At 64.4% G+C, this 18,191-nt stretch carries 17 protein-coding genes; 4 read left to right on the top strand and 13 right to left on the bottom strand.

Features of this window, described 5'->3' with window-relative positions; genetic code table 11:
- Window positions 1–112 precede the first annotated feature (112 nt).
- From YH64_RS30355 to YH64_RS10285, 5 genes are all read right to left on the bottom strand, one after another.
- A complete protein-coding gene (locus tag YH64_RS30355) occupies window positions 113–2,095 on the bottom strand; it encodes an alpha/beta fold hydrolase (RefSeq protein ID WP_082134400.1) in 1,983 nt (660 codons plus the stop codon).
- Window positions 2,070–3,026 carry a glycosyltransferase family 9 protein gene (locus YH64_RS10300; protein ID WP_046803831.1) on the bottom strand — a complete coding sequence of 319 codons (957 nt, stop codon included), beginning with the start codon at window positions 3,024–3,026 and terminating at the stop codon, window positions 2,070–2,072. Before YH64_RS10300 ends, YH64_RS30355 begins: the two co-directional genes overlap by 26 nt.
- Before the next feature lie 169 nt (window positions 3,027–3,195).
- The gene (locus YH64_RS10295) at window positions 3,196–4,356 is read right to left on the bottom strand and encodes a serine hydrolase (protein ID WP_046803830.1); all 1,161 of its coding nucleotides are present in this window, start codon (window positions 4,354–4,356) and stop codon (window positions 3,196–3,198) included.
- 162 nt (window positions 4,357–4,518) lie between these two features.
- Window positions 4,519–5,826, bottom strand: coding sequence for an ATP-binding protein (locus YH64_RS10290; protein WP_046803829.1), 1,308 nt, complete (start codon window positions 5,824–5,826; stop codon window positions 4,519–4,521).
- Window positions 5,819–6,520 (bottom strand): response regulator, encoded by a 702-nt coding sequence (locus YH64_RS10285; protein ID WP_046803828.1) that lies wholly within the window; start codon window positions 6,518–6,520, stop codon window positions 5,819–5,821. The genes YH64_RS10290 and YH64_RS10285 overlap by 8 nt, the downstream gene beginning before the upstream one ends.
- Window positions 6,521–6,826: 306 nt before the next feature.
- Here YH64_RS10285 and YH64_RS10280 point away from each other — a divergent pair, with 306 nt between their 5' ends.
- A complete protein-coding gene (locus YH64_RS10280; RefSeq protein ID WP_046803827.1) occupies window positions 6,827–7,645 on the top strand; it encodes a class I SAM-dependent methyltransferase in 819 nt (272 codons plus the stop codon).
- A 51-nt stretch (window positions 7,646–7,696) separates the two neighbouring features.
- Here the strand turns inward: YH64_RS10280 and YH64_RS10275 are convergent, their stop codons facing one another.
- From YH64_RS10275 to YH64_RS10245, 7 genes are all read right to left on the bottom strand, one after another.
- Complete coding sequence (locus tag YH64_RS10275; RefSeq protein WP_046803826.1) at window positions 7,697–8,662, bottom strand: tripartite tricarboxylate transporter substrate binding protein; 966 nt, start codon at window positions 8,660–8,662, stop codon at window positions 7,697–7,699.
- Between the two features lie 29 nt (window positions 8,663–8,691).
- Window positions 8,692–9,552: an alpha/beta hydrolase gene (locus YH64_RS10270; RefSeq protein ID WP_052945968.1), complete on the bottom strand. Its 861-nt coding sequence runs from the start codon at window positions 9,550–9,552 to the stop codon at window positions 8,692–8,694.
- Window positions 9,553–9,620: 68 nt separating this feature from the next.
- Window positions 9,621–10,484 carry an alpha/beta hydrolase gene (locus YH64_RS10265; protein ID WP_046803825.1) on the bottom strand — a complete coding sequence of 288 codons (864 nt, stop codon included), beginning with the start codon at window positions 10,482–10,484 and terminating at the stop codon, window positions 9,621–9,623.
- Window positions 10,485–10,498: 14 nt separating this feature from the next.
- Window positions 10,499–10,936: a RidA family protein gene (locus tag YH64_RS10260; RefSeq protein WP_046803824.1), complete on the bottom strand. Its 438-nt coding sequence runs from the start codon at window positions 10,934–10,936 to the stop codon at window positions 10,499–10,501.
- A gap of 7 nt (window positions 10,937–10,943) precedes the next feature.
- Entirely contained in the window at window positions 10,944–12,422 is a 1,479-nt protein-coding gene (locus YH64_RS10255; protein WP_052945967.1) for a 2-hydroxymuconic semialdehyde dehydrogenase, read from the bottom strand.
- Between the two features lie 51 nt (window positions 12,423–12,473).
- Window positions 12,474–13,286: a tRNA U-34 5-methylaminomethyl-2-thiouridine biosynthesis protein gene (locus YH64_RS10250; RefSeq protein WP_046803822.1), complete on the bottom strand. Its 813-nt coding sequence runs from the start codon at window positions 13,284–13,286 to the stop codon at window positions 12,474–12,476.
- A gap of 33 nt (window positions 13,287–13,319) precedes the next feature.
- Complete coding sequence (locus YH64_RS10245) at window positions 13,320–14,243, bottom strand: tRNA U-34 5-methylaminomethyl-2-thiouridine biosynthesis protein (protein ID WP_046803821.1); 924 nt, start codon at window positions 14,241–14,243, stop codon at window positions 13,320–13,322.
- Between the two features lie 251 nt (window positions 14,244–14,494).
- Here YH64_RS10245 and YH64_RS10240 point away from each other — a divergent pair, with 251 nt between their 5' ends.
- On the top strand, window positions 14,495–15,052 hold the full coding sequence (locus YH64_RS10240) for a MarR family winged helix-turn-helix transcriptional regulator (protein WP_082134399.1): 558 nt from the start codon (window positions 14,495–14,497) through the stop codon (window positions 15,050–15,052).
- 249 nt (window positions 15,053–15,301) lie between these two features.
- Window positions 15,302–16,483 (top strand): MFS transporter, encoded by a 1,182-nt coding sequence (locus YH64_RS10235; protein WP_046803820.1) that lies wholly within the window; start codon window positions 15,302–15,304, stop codon window positions 16,481–16,483.
- Between the two features lie 49 nt (window positions 16,484–16,532).
- Here YH64_RS10235 and YH64_RS10230 read toward each other — a convergent pair whose 3' ends face one another.
- On the bottom strand, window positions 16,533–17,603 hold the full coding sequence (locus YH64_RS10230; protein WP_082134398.1) for a LysR family transcriptional regulator: 1,071 nt from the start codon (window positions 17,601–17,603) through the stop codon (window positions 16,533–16,535).
- A 142-nt stretch (window positions 17,604–17,745) separates the two neighbouring features.
- Between YH64_RS10230 and YH64_RS10225 the strand changes: the two genes are divergently transcribed.
- Window positions 17,746–18,147, top strand: a complete 402-nt coding sequence (locus YH64_RS10225; RefSeq protein WP_046803819.1) for a RidA family protein — start codon at window positions 17,746–17,748, stop codon at window positions 18,145–18,147.
- Window positions 18,148–18,191 lie beyond the last annotated feature (44 nt).

Here is an 18,191-nt window from a genome sequence, read left to right as displayed (position 1 = left end):
TGGGTCTCGTCGCGCAATTCATCATGCGCGACCAGAATCCTTCGAACCTCTCGCGTCTAACACTGGAAAAGCGGTCCGCCAATGCGTGCGTTGGTCAGCAACATAACGCCCGTCACGCCACATTGACGACCTCCTGACCCGCCGGCGTTTCCACGATGTCGTTGACGAACGCGGCGACCCGCGTGATCACGTCGTTGCGTTTGAGGGCAAGCGGGGTCATTGCGTTGCGGCTGTCGTCCACCAAATGCAGGGACACGTTTGCGTTGCAGGCGCGGTTCACAATGTCGAAGGCGTTCGAGACCGAGGCGATGTCATCGTTGCGCGCGTGCAAGACGAGGCACGGGGCGCGCAATATATGCATCCGTCGCCATACCGACACCGACAGTTTTCGCGCCTGGGCCAGCGACCGCCAGGGGATGCCGGGCAGCGACGCGTCGCGGTTCGCAATCACGCGGTGGCGACCGATGCGCAGCGTATGCAGAAGCGTATGCAAAAGCGGCAACAGCAAGCCCAGCCTGGCGTAGCGCGGCAAGCCTGGGCCGTCGTGACGGAACACGGGGGATAGCGCCAGTACGCCGGCCACGTGCAGCGGGCGTTCCTGCGCCAGGGCCAGTGCCAGCATGGCGCCGACCGACTGTCCGCCCACCACCAAGTGATCGACGCGGCTTGCCAGCAGGTCGGCACCGCGCCGCACGCTTGCAAGCCAATCCAGCCAGCTTGTGCGCACCAGTTCATCCAGCGTGCCGCAATGACCGGCCAGCTTGACGGCCAGCACGGTGTAGCCGCGACGGTGCAACCCCAGCGCCAGCGCACGCATGTCTTCCGGTGTGCCCGCCAGGCCATGAACCAGCAGGATGCCCGTGCGACCGCGCGCGCCTGTGCCGGTCAACAGATATTCGTGCGCCTGTACCTCAAACGGTTCGATATAGGCCCGGACGGCGCACACGGCTGACGGCGAACGGTAAGCACCCGCGCGCAAGCCCGGCTCCATGGCGCGGCGGTACGCGTCCAGCGTGTGGAACATCTTTTCGCTCAGTCGGAAATTCGTCTCGGCGTACGTCCGGGCGCGGGTCACGACCGCCTGCGCATCGCCGGCGTTGTGTCGGATTTGCAAGATGCGGTCGACATAGCCCGCGATGTCACCCGGCGCGGCCAGCCAGCCGGTCTGGCCGGGCACGACGATTTCGGGCAGGCCGCCGACGTCGCTGGCGACAACGGGCCGGCCCATGGCGTAAGCCTCGGGCACCACGCGCGACCAGGCTTCCGTTGCCGAGGGCACCAGCACCACGTCCGCCGCCCGGATCATGTCGGGCACATCGGTGCGGTGTCCGGCGAACACCGCGTGGTCCGAGATGCCCAGCTCTATCGCCAAACGGTAAAGCTCGTACGCATAGGCGCGGGTGGCGGCGGTCGGCATGCCCACGACGAGCGCCACGGCAGGCACGCCCAGCGCGCGCAGTCGATGCACCACACGCAGCAGATCGGCCTGGCCTTTTTCGGGACGCAACATGCCCACGGTGGCAATGACGTATGCCTCGTCCGGGGCCGGGATTTCCAGGCCTTGGCGGATGCGCAATGACGCGTCCGCGTCTTCGGCCTGGCGGAAGAACTCGTCGCCCGCCCATTCACCCACGACACTGATGCGGTCGTCGCGGAACAGCCGCGCCGCCAGCAGTTCCTGCTTGCCGACGTTGCTGGTGGCGATGACGTGATCGCAGCCGAAGCGCCATTCCAGCCGCCGGCGTGGCGACGTGCGCATGGGTTTGGCGAAATGCCGGGTTCGAACCACCGCGCACAGGTCGCGGCACAGCGCGGCGGCTTTACCGTCGACGCGACTGTGGCTGTCGATCACCTGGATATTCAATGCCTTCACCGCGCGGCGCAATGCCAGCACGGTCGACGGCGCGTACGCCGGCTTGAAGTCGATGTCCACGGTTGTCAGGTTGCGCTCGCGCGCGGCGCCACTGACGGCGCTGCCCGAGGGCGCTGCGATAGCTACGTCGTAGCCATGCCTTTGCAGCCAACTTGCCTGTTCCAACGTGCGAAATTCCAGCCCGCCAAGACTTGGTTCAGCCAGCGAGTGCAGGATGCGCATGATGCTCCAGTACGTTGCGGCAGGCAGCCAGGACCTCGTCGGGCGTGATGGCGTTGATGCCGTCCTGAGGGCGGCGCGGCACCACAGCGGCCGAGCCGGGCCGCTGCCAGAACCATTCAGGATTCGTTTCGTTGAAAATGCCCACGTAAGGCACACAGGCGCCTTGCGCGATATGCGAGGGCCCGCAGTCGTTGGCGACCACCAGGCGCGCGCGCAGCATGATGGCGCTTAGCTCTGGAATCGTGCGGCAATACGCAACCGCAAAGTCCGCCCGCTGCATCGCCTGCAAGGCGTCTCGCTCAGCGGCCTCTTGCTGGCCCAGCACGAAGAGGAAGCGGGCGCCCTCGCCCATCACGCGCTTCAGGCCGTCTGCCAACTGCACATAGTTGGCCAGGCTCCATCGCTTGAACGCGCCCGAGCCGCCGCCGGGAATCATCACCACATCGGCACTTTGCGCGGTGCGCAAATGCGAGCCCGCCAGCGCTTCGAAACAGGCGCGCGGCACGCGTTCAACGTCAAAGGGACGATAGGAAGCCAGCATGTTCAAGTTGGCCTGGCCGATATATTCGGCGATGTTCTTGCGGTGCCAATGCGTCCACACGATGTCGGTCAGCCGTCCGTGGCGAAAGCCCAGGCGGATGGGCGGCAAGCGCAGCAGATTGACCAGGCCGAAACGTTCGCTGCTGTGATGCAGGCTGACGGACACCTGCGTCTCTTTTTTCAGGCAGCGCAGATAGCCGCCAAGTGTCGAGGTGCGCACGAATTCATCCACCCACGGCAGCGCCTGGTAGAACGCGCCCACATCGTCACGCGCAACCACGCTGATTCGTCGAGACGGCCACCATTCTTTCAGCTGATATAGCGTTGGCATGGCAACGATCTGGTCGCCCAGCTTTTGCTGGCTTCTGACATACACCACGATTTCCGACATCGGCGTCCTCCATGCTTGTCAAAGCGGCCGATTGGCCGCAGGCGGCAATGTATCGAGACGAGAGCGGAAAAGTTCTCGGATCTCATTAACCTTTGTAAAGAAAGGTACGAGGGCACTTAAAACGTCTACACAATTTATCAGACGCGCCGCGTGCCCACACGTACGTTTTTCATCCCGGACCGGCGCCCTGCCGGGCCTGGCGCATCATGCGCATCGCCAGGGTGGCCACCGCCGCCACCAGCGCCTCGCTGGAATCCGAATTGCCCATGACCACCACCGCCAGCTTGTCCTGCGGCGCCAGCACCCAGCGCGAATGAAACGCTTCCGTCGCCCCGCTGTGTTCGCGCAGGGACGTGGCGGTGACCACGTTGTCGTCACAGGGCGCGGCCAGCCACGACAAGGCGAATCGGCAATCCAGGTCCAGCCCGTCGCCCGCCACCGTTTGCAGCCCCAACAGGGTTTGTGCGGATTGCGCCGTCAGCACGCGCCGGGCATCGGCGCTGACGTCGACATTGACCTCGGCCCTGCCTCCGGGATTTCCCGCAGCCCGGCTTCCGTAAGCGCCGCCCGCGAACAACATGCTGCTAAAGCGCGCCATCTCGGATGCGCTGACCCATAACCCGTCCGCCGCCTCGTTGGGCTGTGGCGCTTCCGGCCAAGGCCGGCCGCGCCGGTAGCCCACCGCGCGTTGCTCCAGCATGCGCTCGTGCGGTCGAAACCCGGCGCGCGGCATGTTCAAGGGCTGAAGAATTGTGCGGCGCACATAGGCGTCGAACGGTTCTTCGGCCACGTGCGCCACCATGTCGCCCAACAAGGCGTAAGCCATGTCGGCACGGGCGCGGCCCATCGTGTCCTCCAGCGTGCCGGGGTGCAGGTTCAGCAAGTTTCGTGCCGTGTAAGGCGCGGCGCCCATCCACTGCATGGCGTTGCGGCGCGGCTCGACGTGCCAATCGGGCAAGGCGCCCGCAGCCGGCGCGTCCAGCGACAACCGGCCATCGTCGGCGGCATGCAGCACACCGGCCGCCGTGACGATTTTGCTGATGGCGCCCACGCGATACAGCGTGTCCCCGGTGGCGCGGCGGTGCCGCAACGCATCCGCCACCCCAAAGCCCGTGCTCCAGACTATGCGCTGGTCCTCAACGATGGCGATCGACACGCCGGGCACCTTGGTCAGGGCCATGTCGTAGGGAATGCGCTGGGTCAGGTAGCTCACGACCGCCGCGTAATCGCCTTTGGCGATCGTGGCGGGCGCGGCGGGCGGCAGCGTCTGGCAACCGCCGCCGGCAAGCAACAGCGATCCGATGGCGACCAGGCGGCTTAGCGAAAACATGGAGGACGCATACCCTGCGAAAGAGGAATGCCGTGATGCTATCCATGCCGCGTCGCGCGATCTTTCCCGGTTTGTATGGAGTTTGTGAAGATCTTTGTCGTGACGCGCGCGACCTCGTCGGCGGCGCGCTCGGTCGGACCGCGTTCGGTCGGGCCGCGCAGGTCAGGCGGCGTTCCAGCTGATCACGAAGCGGGCGCCGCCCAGGGGGCTGTCGGCCACCTGGGCCATGCCGTTGTGCCAGTGCGCCACGCGGCTGACGATGGCCAGTCCCAGCCCCGTGCCGCCCGTGTCGCGCGCCCGGCTTTCGTCCAGCCGGATAAAAGGTTCGAAGATTCGTTCGCGGTCGGCGGGCGGCACGCCGGGTCCGTCGTCGTCCACCGTCAGCACATAGTGCTGCGGGGCCGGGCTGGTCAGCCCGACCTGTACCCGTTCGCCCGCGTGCCGGATCGCGTTTTGCAGCAGGTTGAGCAAGGCGCGCGTCATGTAGCGCGCGTGCAGGTGGACGTCATCCGAGTCGCACCGCGTCACCTCGCAATGCACGCCCAGCAGCTCGGCCTCGAACGCGGCATGCTGCACCACGGCATCCAGCCAGCCGCGCGCGTCCTGCGCTTGTAACGGTACGTCTGCACTCTTGTGCTGCAAGCGCGCATACATCAGCAGTTCCGAAGCCATGCTGTCCAGCTCGGCCACGTCGCTTTTCATGTCCTCGACCAAGCGCTTGCGCGCCTGGGGGTCCGCCTCGCGGTCGATCATGTCCAGCTCGAACGACAGCCGCGCAATGGGCGTGCGCAGTTCGTGCGACACCGCGTTGGTCAGTTCGCGCTGATTGCTGATCAGCGCGGCAATGCGATCCGACATCTGGTTGAACGTATCGCCCAGCCCACGGATGCTGGAATAGCGCGACAGGCGGGCGCGCGCCTGCAAATCGCCCTGCCCCATACGGTGCGCGGCGGTTTTCAGCGCTTCCAGATCGCGCCAGATCGGCAGCGCCCACACCAGCATGAAGCCGCACAGCAGCAAGCCCAGCGCGGTGTAGATGGCCACGATCACCCAGGTGCCGACAAGCGGCTCGGGCGGCATCTTGACCAGCAACCACTGCGCGCCCGGCCCGGGCAGCGCGGACACGAAGCTCATCTGCTTGTCACGCAGAAAGAAGCCGCCCGCCTCGATGATGCGCCGCTCGCCGTCAGTCAGCGCGAAGTCGGGCGAGTTGTAGTCGGCCGGGTCCATCACCCGCAAGGCCAGACCGTAATGCGGGGCCAGGGTATCGCGCACATAGTCGCGGCGCGCCTCGGGCGGCACATTGGCCAATTCCAGCTTCAGGCTGTGCAGCTGCCCGCGCACCGCTTCGCGCGTGTAGTTCGCGGTCTCGGGCTCGAAAAGGTAATTGGCCACCCGATCGACCACTTCGTTCGACAGCACAAAACCGATCGCCAGCACCACGAAGATGCGCAGAACGAACTTAAGCATCGCCGAGCTCGTGCGCCTTCGGAGAAAACAGGTAGCCCTTGCCCCAGACGGTCTTGATACGTGCCGGGTCGCGCGGGTCATCGTCCAGCTTGCGGCGCAGTTTGCTGACGCACACGTCCACACTGCGGTCCAGGCCATTGAATTCAATGCCGCGCACCGCGTTCAGCAGATCGTCGCGCGTCAGCACCTGCCCGGCCTGGCTGGCCAATGCCCACAGCATCTCGAATTCCATGGTCGTCAGATCGACTTCCACCCCGGCAAGGGCGACCGAACGCGTCTGGCGGTCAATCGACAGCGGACCGAACGCCAGTTGATCCGGCTGCGCGTCCGTCTGGTTGCGGCGGCGCATCAAGGCGCGAATGCGGGCCAGCAGCACGCGCGGCTCCACGGGTTTGATGACGTAATCGTCCGCGCCGGACTCCAGCCCCAGAATCTGGTCCAGATCGTCTTCACGCGCGGTCAGCATCAGGATGGGCGCGGAAGAAAACGCGCGCAGGTCGCGGCAAACCTGCAAGCCGTCTCGGCCCGGCAGCATCAGGTCCAGGATGGTGATGGCCGGGTCATGGCGCCGAAACGCTTCCACCGCCTGGTCACCGCGATAGGCCTGGGCGACCTTGAAACCGTGTTGCTCCAGAAACTGCGCAATCAGGCGCGAGAGCTTCGGATCGTCTTCAACTAACAAGGCCTTGATCATGGTGTCGGGACAAGAGGAGATCGGAAGATAACGGACCGGATGGCAATGGCTACCGGGCATTTTTGCCCGGCAAGCATACACCGAATAAAACGGCGCCTCGGCGCCCCCTTCTTGAGGGTGGCAACGCCATGAAAGTGGCCCACGCCGCATCGGAAATGGGGTTTTGAGGCGTACTATCGTTGGTGTTCATGCATGCGCGTAAAGCCATCACTACAAGGCGGGCGGCATGACGCCGTCGCGCACAGCGGCAACCGCGCCGCCCACAACGTCGGGCGGCCTTATCGACCTATTGTGGAGTCGATCATCATGAACACGTCCAGTGGCGAACGCGCCTTTGCCGGACCCATTCCCCAGCTATACGAGCGGTATCTGGTCCCGATGATTTTCGACGGATATGCGCGGGACATAACGCGGCGAGTCGCGGCCCTGGCCCCGTCATCCGTGCTGGAAATCGCCGCGGGCACCGGGGCGGTCACACGCCATCTGGCGGCCCAACTGCCCGCCGGCACCTCTATCGTATCGACCGATCTTAGCCAGCCGATGCTGGAACATGCCATGAGCCTGGGCACGAGCCGCCCCGTCACGTGGCGCCAGGCCGATGCCATGAAGCTGCCCTTTGCCGATGGCGCTTTCGATGCGGTGGTATGCCAGTTCGGCGCCATGTTCTTTCCGGACAAGGCGGGGGCTTTTTCCGAAGCGTACCGGGTGCTGCGGCCAGGTGGCACATTCCTGTTCAACGTGTGGGATCGCATAGAAGACAACGAATTCGCCGACTGCGTCACGCAGGCAATGGCAACGCTGTTCCCGGCAGACCCGCCCCGGTTCATGGTGAAAGTGCCGCACGGCTATTACGACCAGACGCAGATCCGCGGCGCGCTGGCGGCGGGCGGGTTCACCGGGGCCATCACCTTCGATACGATTGCCATGCAAAGCCTCGGCGAGTCACCCCGCAGCGTCGCCGTCGCCTATTGCCAGGGCACGCCGATGCGTGCCGAACTGGAAGCGCGCGACGCCGGCATTCTGGAGAAGGCAACGGACGTTGCCGCTTCGGCGATTGAAGACCGCTTTGGCCCGGCTGGCATCACGGGCAAGATCCAGGCGCACGTCGTTGTGGCGACGCGATAGGCAGTCCCCCGGCGCGTTCGCTCCCCGCGTTCGCCACCCGCGTTCACACCCCTACTCTGCCCTGGCCCCCGACACCTTGACCGTCTCGGCCCACCGTTTGGTTTCGGCCGCGATGAATGCCGTAAATGCTTCCGGCGTCGCGCTGATCGGGTTCAGCGACATCGCGGCGTTGGCTTGCACAACTTCGGGCGTCTTCAACGCCTGGCCGATCGCCTCGTTCATGCGATTGATGATGGCCTGCGGCGTGCCCTTGGGCGCCACGATGCCGCCCCAGGCCACCGCTTCAAAGTTGGGAAACCCGGATTCGGCCATCGTCGGCACGTTGGGCATGGTGGGCAGGCGCTTGGGGCTGGTGACGGCAAACGCTTTCAACGTTCCGTTGTTGATGAACTGCTGGACGCCGTTCACGTTATCGAACATCACGTCGACCCGGCCGCTGACCACGTCGGACAGCGCCATCGACCCGCTTTTGTACGGTACGTGCGTGATATCCAGGGCGCCGACCGCTTTCATCATTTCACCGGTCAGGTGGCTGCCCGAGCCCACCCCGGTTCCCGAGGCGAAGTTCACCTTGCCGGGGTTCTGCTTCACATAGGCCATGAACTCCTGAATTGAATTCGGCTTGAAGTCCTTGCCGGCAACAAGAATATAAGGGTTGTCGAACAGCAAGCCGACGGGTGCGAAGTCTTTGATCGGGTCATAGGGCAGGCTGCGATAGAAGCTGGCATTGACGGCCAAGGTGATGTTGTTGCCAAAGCCGAACGTGTACCCGTCCGGTGCCGCCTTGGCCACCGTGCGGGTGCCCACGATGCCGCCCGCGCTGGCCAGGTTTTCCACGATCACCGGCTGCTTCAGTATTCGCCCGATCTGTTCGGCGACGGGACGCGTCGCCACGTCGGGGCCGGACCCCGCGGCATACGGAATGATGAGCTTGATGGGCTTGTTCGGCCAGGACTGCGCCTGCACGGCCGTCGACAAGGTAAGGGCCAACAGCGCCAAGCATTGGGAAATTTTCATCGGATTCTCCGGGTCTTCTTAAACAGGGCTCATCCCTGCATGATTTGAATCAGGCGCTTCATCCAGGGCGAGTCCGCCTGCCCTGCCGCGATCGCCGGCGCAAAATGATCTCCCGCTAACACCATGGTTTCAACGGGCCGACCCAGCCGACGCAGCTCGGCTTCCATCGTTTGATTGCCCTTGATGATGCGAGGCAGGTCTTCCCGGGCGTATGCCAGCAACATCGGCGGCGTGTCCTGATCCACCCGACACACGGGGCTTGCCGATTCGGCTTCCGCTACGTCGTCCAGCAGGTTCTGATGCGTGCGCTCTTCGCCGCTGCCCGGCGTGCGTTCGGGATACCGGATATCCAGCGGCGCACACAGGGGCAAGCACGCAACGATCGACGACGCGGGAATGCCGTGGCGGTGCAGGCCTTGCGCGCTTAATGCGGCAAGCGTCATCAAATGACCACCGGCGGAATGGCCTCCCACCGCGATGCGAGCGGGGTCTGCGCCATACTCGTGAATGTTCCGAACCACCCACGACAGCGCGGCATGGCAGTCGTCCAATAGCGCCTGCCATTTGAAGTCTGGCGCGAGTCGATACGATATCGAGACAAACGTAATGCCCGCGGCGACCAAGGCAGGAGCCATCAACGCCACCCATTCCTTGTAGCCATTCGTCCACGCGCCGCCATGGGCGAAGACCAGGATCGGGCTGGGTTGCCCCGCTTGTTTTCGGCTTGGGTACACGTCAAGTTTGTGCGCAGCAGTGTCGCCGTACTGAATGTCGGCGATGCGTTCGCAGCGCTGTACCGCCGCAGCCGAAAGCGCCAACGCCGCGCGGGCGTAGTCCTCGGCTTCGGCGGGATACAGCGGAGGCTGGGGGGCAAGATTGGTAAAGCTCATGGCGATCCGCGTTGATTAGCGTGTTTCTACTGCGTGGAGGAATATTCGATGACGCGAACCGCTGCGGTTCAGCGTGTCACTACATTTGCTATCCATTCCGTTAACGGATGGTTGGGATCTTCGAAACCGTAGATTGCGTCAAAGTGATTTCTGCCGTCCTGCATCAGGGTCTGTGCCTGGTTTCCCGCCTGCGTCCACACGCGCGCGAAATCCTGCGACTGCCTGGCGAATTCCGATGGTTCGTCACTACCCCACGAGATGAGAACGGGCGTGGCGCAGGCGCGCACACGATGCTGCGGCGAGTTTCTGCGTATGACGCCATCGTCGATCTGAAGCATCGGCTGAATCGACGACCAGCGAAACGGCTCGATCTCGAACACGCCGCTGACCATGACCGCACCCGCCAGCGGGTCCCGAGGCAGCCCGTACTCGTGTTCCCAATCCGTTTGCAGGCACATCGCGGTCAGATGGCCACCGGCGGAATGCCCCCCCAGCACGACGCGTTTGGGGTCCCCGCCAAAACGTCCGATGTTGCGGATCACCCAAGCCACCGCCGCGCGTGATTGCCGCGTTATCTCGTCGATGCTGACCTTGGGGCAAAGCGAGTAGTTGACGACGACGGTGGTGAAACCTCGTGCACTCAGGCCGCTGGCCACCGTCGAAAACTCCTTGCTGCTCAGGATGCGCCATGCGCCGCCGTGGATGAAGACGAACACAGGGGCGCCGGCCTGCGCAGCCGGAAAAATGTCCACGGTCTCGTCAAGCGTCGGCCCGTAAGGGACGTCAAGGTGCGCAGGCAGGCGCTGTCGTACGTGCTCGCTTTCCGCGACGTAGTGCTTGGCATAGATCATGAAATCAGGAACGGATTTCTCGACGTCGTACTGAGCGTCTATCTCGTCCTGCGTCTTGAAATCGCGATACAAGGTCGGCATATTTCCCCCGGCGCCTATGCGTTGGAATCCATCGGCTTGTACGCCACGGCTTTGATTTCGATGCGCAGCAGCGGATGCGGCAGCTGGTGCACGGCGACGGTGGTTCTGGCGGGGCCGTCGTAGTCGAAGTACTCGGCGTAGACCTCGTTGTAGCCCTTGAAGTCGCCCATATCGACCAGGTACGTAGAGACTTCGACCAAGTCTTTCAGGCTGGCGCCCGCGCTTTCAAGAATCGCCTTGATGTTCTCGATGACGGCGCGCGTCTGCGCGCGGATATCGGCGTCCAGCACGCCCATGGCGTCGGCGTCGGCGCCCGCAAAGCTGTTGTCGGGGCGGCGCGAACTGGTGCCCGATACAAAGAGAAAGTCTCCGGCACGCTTGATGTGCGGGAACTTGCCGCGTGGCTGCGCGCGCCCTTCGATGACGGTGGATGACAGCTTGCTTTGGGCCATGGGTTTCTCAGTCATTGACGGCGTCCGGTGCATCCACGTGAATGCAAACGTTGGTGAGTTCGGAGTAGAAGTTCAAGGAATGCAGCCCGCCTTCGCGGCCGATTCCCGACAGGCCGCTGCCGCCAAAGGGCGTGCGCAGGTCCCGCAGGAACCAGGCGTTGACCCAGGCGACGCCCACATTCATGGACTGCGCGACGCGGTGCGCCTTGTTGACGTTGCTGGTCCAGATGGTGGCCGCCAACCCATACGGCGTCGCGTTGGCGCGACGGATGACTTCTGCTTCCGAATCAAACGGCGTGACGTGGCCGATGGGGCCGAATATTTCTTCCGACACGCATCTGGCGTCATCGGCCAACCCGGCGATCAAGGTGGGCTCGACCCAGAAGCCGCCGTCCAGCGCATTGCCGAAGCTTGGCGTGCCGCCGCCCACGATGAACTGCGCGCCCTCTTGCCGCGCCAGCGCGTAGTAGCTCAGCACCTTGTCGCGATGGGCCGCCGAAATCACCGGCCCCATGTCGGTCGACACGTCCGTGGGATCGCCCAGCTTGATGCGCCGGGCGCGTTCGGCAAGCGCGGCCACGAAGCGGTCGTAGATGGGCCGCTCGACGAAGATGCGCTCGGAGCACAGGCACACCTGGCCGCTGTTCAGAAACGCCGCGCGCGCCATGCCTTCCACGGTTTTCTCGAAGTCGCAGTCGGCGAAGATGATGGCCGCGTTCTTGCCGCCCAGCTCGAATGACACCGGCTTCACGCCGGCGGCGGCGGCGTGCATGATGGCCGTGCCGGTTTTTGATTCACCGGTAAATGTGATGGCACTGATGTCCGGATGCCGGGTGATGAATTCCCCCGCCGAGTTCGGGCCAAAGCCGTGCACCAGGTTGAACACGCCGTCGGGCAAGCCCACCGACTGCATCACTTCGGCAAGCAGCGTCGCGGTGCCCGGTGTTTCTTCGGAGGGCTTGGCCACTACCGCGTTGCCGCACGCAAGCGCCGGCGCGACTTTCCAGCTGAACAAAAGCAGCGGCAGGTTCCACGGCGAAATGATGCCCACCACGCCCAGCGGCTTTCTGACGGCGTAGTTGATGGCGTGGGCGCCGCCCGCCAGTTCGGTGCGAAACGTCTCCAGCGGGGCTGTCTTCAGGATGTCCGCAAAAATACGGAAATTGGCCGCGCCACGCGGGATATCAAGCTTGGACGCCAGCGACACCGGCTTGCCCGTATCGCTGACTTCGGCGTCCAGGAAGTCGTCCGCGCGGCGATCGATCTCGTCGGCGATGCGGTAGAGCATGTCGGCGCGGTCGGCAACCGACGTGGCGCCCCAGCTGCGTACCGCCCGGTGGCCCGCTGCGACCGCCTCGTCGACCATCGCTTGCGTGGCCTCGTGCACGTCGGCAAAGCGAACGCCCGTTGCCGGGTTGATGCCGGCAAACCGCTTCTGGCTGTCTTGGAACCGGCCATCAATGAAATTTCTGTACTGCTTGAACACGACTGCTCCTTGGCAAATAAGGGCTGGCCTGGCCGGCCCTTCGGAAACACGCTACTGGAGCTTGAACTCCACGACAGCGCCGCCGCTGCCGTATAGCGGTGCATACCCATGCACGATTGCCTGCTTGAAAGTTCCGCCCATCGCGCCCAGCAGCCAATGGAACTGCTTGAGGCCCATGTCCGGATGCGCTTCTTTGGCATAGTCGGGCAGGCTTGCGCGCAGGGCTTGGACGTCGCCGCTTTCCATCAGGGCAAGCAGGCGCCGGTTCCACGTGTCATCGGCGTCGGAAAGAATGTGGTCTTCCTGAAGGTCGATGGTTTCGCGGAACATGCTGTTGGACAGGCCCCCGATTCCCACCACCGCCACACGCTTGTCCTGTAAGGCGGACGCGGCGATGGCGCCCAGCTGCTCGGTCTGCTCGGGGCTGTGATAAAGATTGTTGGCGGCGATGACGACGGGAAGCGCCGGCGTACCGAAGTTCATCAGCGTGGTCACGGTGATCGTGCCCGTGTCGATTGGAAACTGGTCATAGTCGACGCCGCGTGTCTTGATGCCGGCGTCATTGCAAGCCTGCACGCAGCGGTGCGCCAGGGCGGCATCCGAATAGATGTCGAACGCCTGCTCGCCGAACTCGTGCCAGTTTTCATCGACATGCAGGCCGGTACTGCGCGCCCGGGTGATCCACAACTGGTCCAGCACGGCGAACCATTGCGTCGAATAGACCAGCACGCAATCGGGTTTGGATTCGGCCAGCGATTTGCCTGCTTGCGCCAAGGCGTCTCGAAGGCGGCCCCACGGCGCCACGTCGGGGCGCAACTGCGGCAGCGGACTGCCCGGTACAAGAAACGCGGATACGATGCTCATGTCATTCCCCTTTTTCTTTTGCAGACGGTGCAATCAGGCGGCCTGGGCAGCCGGCGCCAGGCGTGAAAGGCCCGCGTCCTGAAGGTTCCATTCGATCACCGCGTTGCCGGTGCCGATGACGGTGCCGTAGCCATGCAGCTTGCCGGCCAGCTCGGGATAACCCATTGCGGCATGCATCCAGGTGAAGGCGCCGGACTTCACTTCGGCGAACGCTTCATCGATAAACTGCGGCAACAGCTGGAAGGTCTCTTGCATGCGGCCTTGCCGCATCAGGTTGATCATGCGCACGTCCCACTTGTAGCCGTCATAGCGTTCGGGGTGCTCTTTGGTCATGTCTTCGGGCAGCTCCGGCTCTTCATGAAAATGCCAGTGAGACAAGGTGTTGCTGGCGAGCAGGACGGCGCGGCGTCCGGTTTTGCGGATGGCCTCGCGCGTGGCCCGGCCCAGCAAGTCCATCTCGCCCTGCCCTTCCTTGGTGTTCAGGAAATACGGCGTGTTGTTGGCGGATATCCCCACCACGGGAATGTCCCATTGCGGCCGCACCATGTGCAGCGTGGTGATCGTGCCGTAGTCCGGACGGAACTTCGGGTTGCGCATCATCTTGCTGACCAGCCCCAGGTTGGCGGCCTCTGCACAGCAGGCCTCGGCCAGTTCGACATCCACGTTCATGCCGAAGTCGTAGCGGAAGATGTTGGGAAAGATGGGGTCGACGGATCGTCCCGCCAGTCTGGGCACGCCAAGAAAGTGGTGCCCTACCTGCGTGATCCAGTGCGGGGAATGGACCAGCAGCACGTCCGGCTTCAGGCGTTCGATGCTTTCGCGTGCGTGCTCATACGCCCAGCGCAGCGGCTCCCAGCCGCCTTCAGAGCGCGGCTCGTTCTGGGGCGGGTTTTCGCCATAGACCAGATGAGGCGGATGGGGCGCCAGGAAGCCGGAGAGAATTTGACCTTCGCTCATGGTGAAGCTCCTTACCTTGACAGTTGAAGCCCACCTCGGTCGCGGCATCCGGCGGGGTGGCTTTATAAGACGTATGCGTACTATCGTAGGGCGGAGCGACACGGCAAGAAACGCGTGATTACCCTATATTTATTGCCTCAGAATGATCAGATGAGTGTTTGAAACGCGCCTATCTTGTACGTGTACGTGTTATTGTAACTACGCAGGGACCCATCCTAATCGCGACAACGACCGTAGAAAACTCCATCACAATGGCCCGATCACCTACCTCCAAGACAGCCCAACCCACGTCCGCCCGCACGTCAGCGCCGGCGGGCGTTTCGCTATCGGCCGCCGAGGCGCAAGTCGAATCCCTGCTGCGAAATTTCCGCCTTGAAGAGGTGCCGTCGCATCTGCTGCGGCGCGCGCACTTCAAGGCCGAGGAAATCTTCGCGGCGACGTTTGCGGGCGAAGGGGTAACGCCCCGGCAAAAGGCCGCCTTGGTGCTGCTTTACCAAGAGCCCGGCCTTAGCCAGAATTCCCTGGCGGAGCGCTTGGCCATGGACCGCAACACCGTTGCTGAAATGGTCAGGCGCATGCATGGCGGCGGGCTGATAGAACGCCGGCCGTCACCCACGGATGCCCGCGCTAACCAGCTGTATGTCGCGCCGGCCGGCTTGGAGCTGCTGTGCAGGGTGATGCCGCGCGATGTGGTGGTGGAAGACCAATTGCTGGCTCGGCTGCCCGAGGAATACCGTGGCCTGTTCGTCAAATGCCTGCGCATGATTGCCGAGTCCGGTACCGAGACAGAGGCGTCAAAGCCCGATTGATCGGAGCGCCGTTGGGCGTGACCGACGCGCGTCTGCGTCTGCCGGCCGTCAGCACGATTGTCGGCCCGCTTTTCAGCCCGCGTTTCAGTCCGCTCTTCAGTCCGCTTTTCAGCCCCACTGTCAGCCGCCTGACAGGCAGCCGCGCAGGGCTGCCGCTACACTCTCGGAATCCCGCATCCATGGTCGCCGGGCCAGCCCCGCGCCAGTGGCAAGGCGGTCGGCAGACGGCCAAGTTCCCACCGTTCCTTCATGTCGCACTCTGATTCGTTCAATCTGAAGCGCATCGCCGTTCCGGCGTTCGGCCCGTCGCTGCTCTACGGCATCAGCAACGGCGCCATCCTTCCCGTTATCGCACTGACCGCGCGCGACCACGGCGCGTCGGTGGCCACTGCCGGCCTGATCGCCGCGTTGATCGGGGTGGGTTCGCTGCTGTCCAACATTCCGTCCGCCCTGATCACCGAACGCTTCGGCGAGAAGCGGGCCATGGCGGGCGCGGCACTGTTGAGCGTGATGGGCCTGGCGCTGGTGATCGGCCTCCCGCACCTGTGGGTGCTGGGGGTGGCCATGCTGATGCAGGGCTGCGCGCAGTCGGTGTTTCAGCTGGCGCGCCAGAGTTACATGATTGAAGTCGTGCCGCTGGCCTATCGCGCGCGGGCGTTGTCCACGCTGGGCGGCACCACGCGGATCGGCACCTTTATCGGCCCCTTCGCGGGCGCGGCGCTTATCCATTTCGTGGGGCTGGACGGCGCCTATTGGATTGCCATCTGCGCCATGCTGGGCGCGGGGCTTATCGCGATCAAGGCGCCCGACATCGAACCCTCGGGCAGCGCGCACAAGGGCGGCCCGCGAGCCCGCATCGGCGAGGTGGCGCGCGACCATCGCGGCGTGTATGCCACGTTGGGCGTGGGCGTGATGCTGATCAGCGCGCTGCGCGCGTCGCGCCAGGTGGTGATCCCGCTATGGGCCGATCATCTGGGCCTGGATGCCGCCACCACGTCGCTGGTGTACGGCTTGGTGGCCGCGGTGGATATGTCGGTGTTCTATCCGGCGGGCAAGGTGATGGACCAGCGCGGCCGCCTGTGGGTGGCGCTGCCCTGCACGTTGCTGATGGGTTTGAGTCTGATGGCAATCCCGCTGACCGGCGGCGTGGCCAGCTTCATCCTGGTGTCGGCGCTGCTGGGCTTTGGCAACGGCATCGGGTCCGGCATTGTGATGACGCTGGGCGCCGACGCCGCGCCGCCCGGCGCGCGCACGCAGTTCCTGGGCATCTGGCGCTTCATGGCGGACCTGGGCGCCAGCGGCGGGCCGGTGGCACTGTCGGTGCTGACCGCCTTGGTATCGCTGGGCGGCGCATCGTTCGGCGTGGGCACGCTGGGGCTGGTGGCGGCCGGGGTGTTCTGGCGCTGGCTGCCCCGGCGCGCGCAGGGTTGAGCTTGTTCGCGCCCTGAAGCGGGGATGCAGGCTTGTGATGTCGGGGCGATCAAGTCGGCGGATCGTCCCTATTCTGCGTCTCTGATCGCGTCGCTGCCTGCGCTGCTGTCTGCGCTTTTGCCTTCGTTGCCGACTTCGCTGTTGCCTTCGTTGCCGCCGGTGCCCCTGCCGCCTGTGCGCCGGCCGCCGGTACGCCCGCCGCCGGTGCGCCGGCCGCCGGTGCGTACTGCCCCATCAGCGCCACCACCCAATCGATGAACACCCGTAGCTTCGTGCTGACGTGCCGGTTGGGCGGAAATGCAATGGTCAACGGCATCGGGTCCAGCCGCCAGTCCGGAAACAGCGGCGTCAATTCGCCCGTCGCCACATGCGGCTCGGCCATGTATTGGGGCAGCCACAATACCCCCATCCCCGCCAGCCCCGCCGCCAGGTACGCGTTGCCGTCATCCACCGCCAACACATAGCGCCCATGCACCCGCACATGCTCGTCGCCGCGATGCATGGCGTAGGGAAACGCCTTGCCCAGCCGCTGCCACAGGTAACCGACCACGCGGTGATGCGTGTTTTCCAAGTCGTGCGGATGCGTGGGGTGGCCGGCGCGCTCCAGATAGCTGGGCGCGGCGTACACCGCCAATTGCAGATCGCCCACGCGGCGCGCCGTCAGCGACAGGTCGGTCAGCTCGCCGCCCCGAACCACGCAGTCCACGTTGTCGGCGATGACGTCGACGATGCGGTCGCTGACGCCCATGTCCAATTGAATGTCGGGGTATTGCGCGTGAAACGACGGCAGCGCGGGGATCAGCACCATGCGGGCAAGCGGGCTGGGCACGTCGACTCGCAAGCGCCCCCGGGGCAATGCCGAGGCCACCGACAGGCTGGTCTCGGCATCATCCATGTCAGCCAACAGCTTGATGACGCGCTCGTAATAGGCCGCGCCGTCGGCGGTCACGTTCACCCGTCGCGTGGTGCGGTTGAACAGTCGCACACGCAGGCGCGCCTCAAGCTGCTGCACCAGTTGCGTCACGGTGGTCTTGCTGATGTGCAGCGTTTCGGCCGCCTTGGTGAAGCTGCCGGCCTCCACCACGCGGGCAAACGCCTGCATTGCATCGAAACGGTCCATCGTCGGCCCCCGCCGGTTGAAGAATGTTTGGATTCTACAAACAGTGATGGACAAGCTTGCGCGTTTATCGGCCGTGGGCGCGTCGTTACAGTGAACCCATCGCTAACGACGGGCCATGCCGGCCCGATTCAAGGAGCTTTCTATGACGACGCGAGACCCCGTTTTTCCGCCTGACCGCCACGCGCTGTACGCGCGCCACCGGTATTCGCCCGCCATCCGGTCCGATGGCTTTCTCTTTGTTTCGGGGCAGGTGGGCAGCCGCGCGGACGGCACGCCAGAGCCCGAGCTGGATGCGCAGGTGCGGCTGGCGTTTGACAACCTGAACGCCATTCTCAAAGCGGCGGGCTGCACGTTCGACGATGTGGTGGATGTGACCGTCTTCATGGTCGACCCGCAATCGCACTTCGAACGGATCTGGACTGACGTGGTGCCGCAATACTGGGGCCAGGCGCCGTATCCCACCGCGACGGCCGTGGGCGTAACGTGGTTAAGCGGCTTTGACTTCGAGATCAAGGTGATTGCGAAACTGCCTGAAGGGTCGTAAGGCGACCCCGGAGCGGGCAATACCGGGTTTACGGCAACCGCGGC

It is taken from the genome of Achromobacter sp. LC458, from assembly GCF_001005835.2.
Lineage (GTDB): Bacteria > Pseudomonadota > Gammaproteobacteria > Burkholderiales > Burkholderiaceae_B > Achromobacter > Achromobacter spanius_B.
This window is presented reverse-complemented; position numbering and strand designations above follow the sequence as displayed.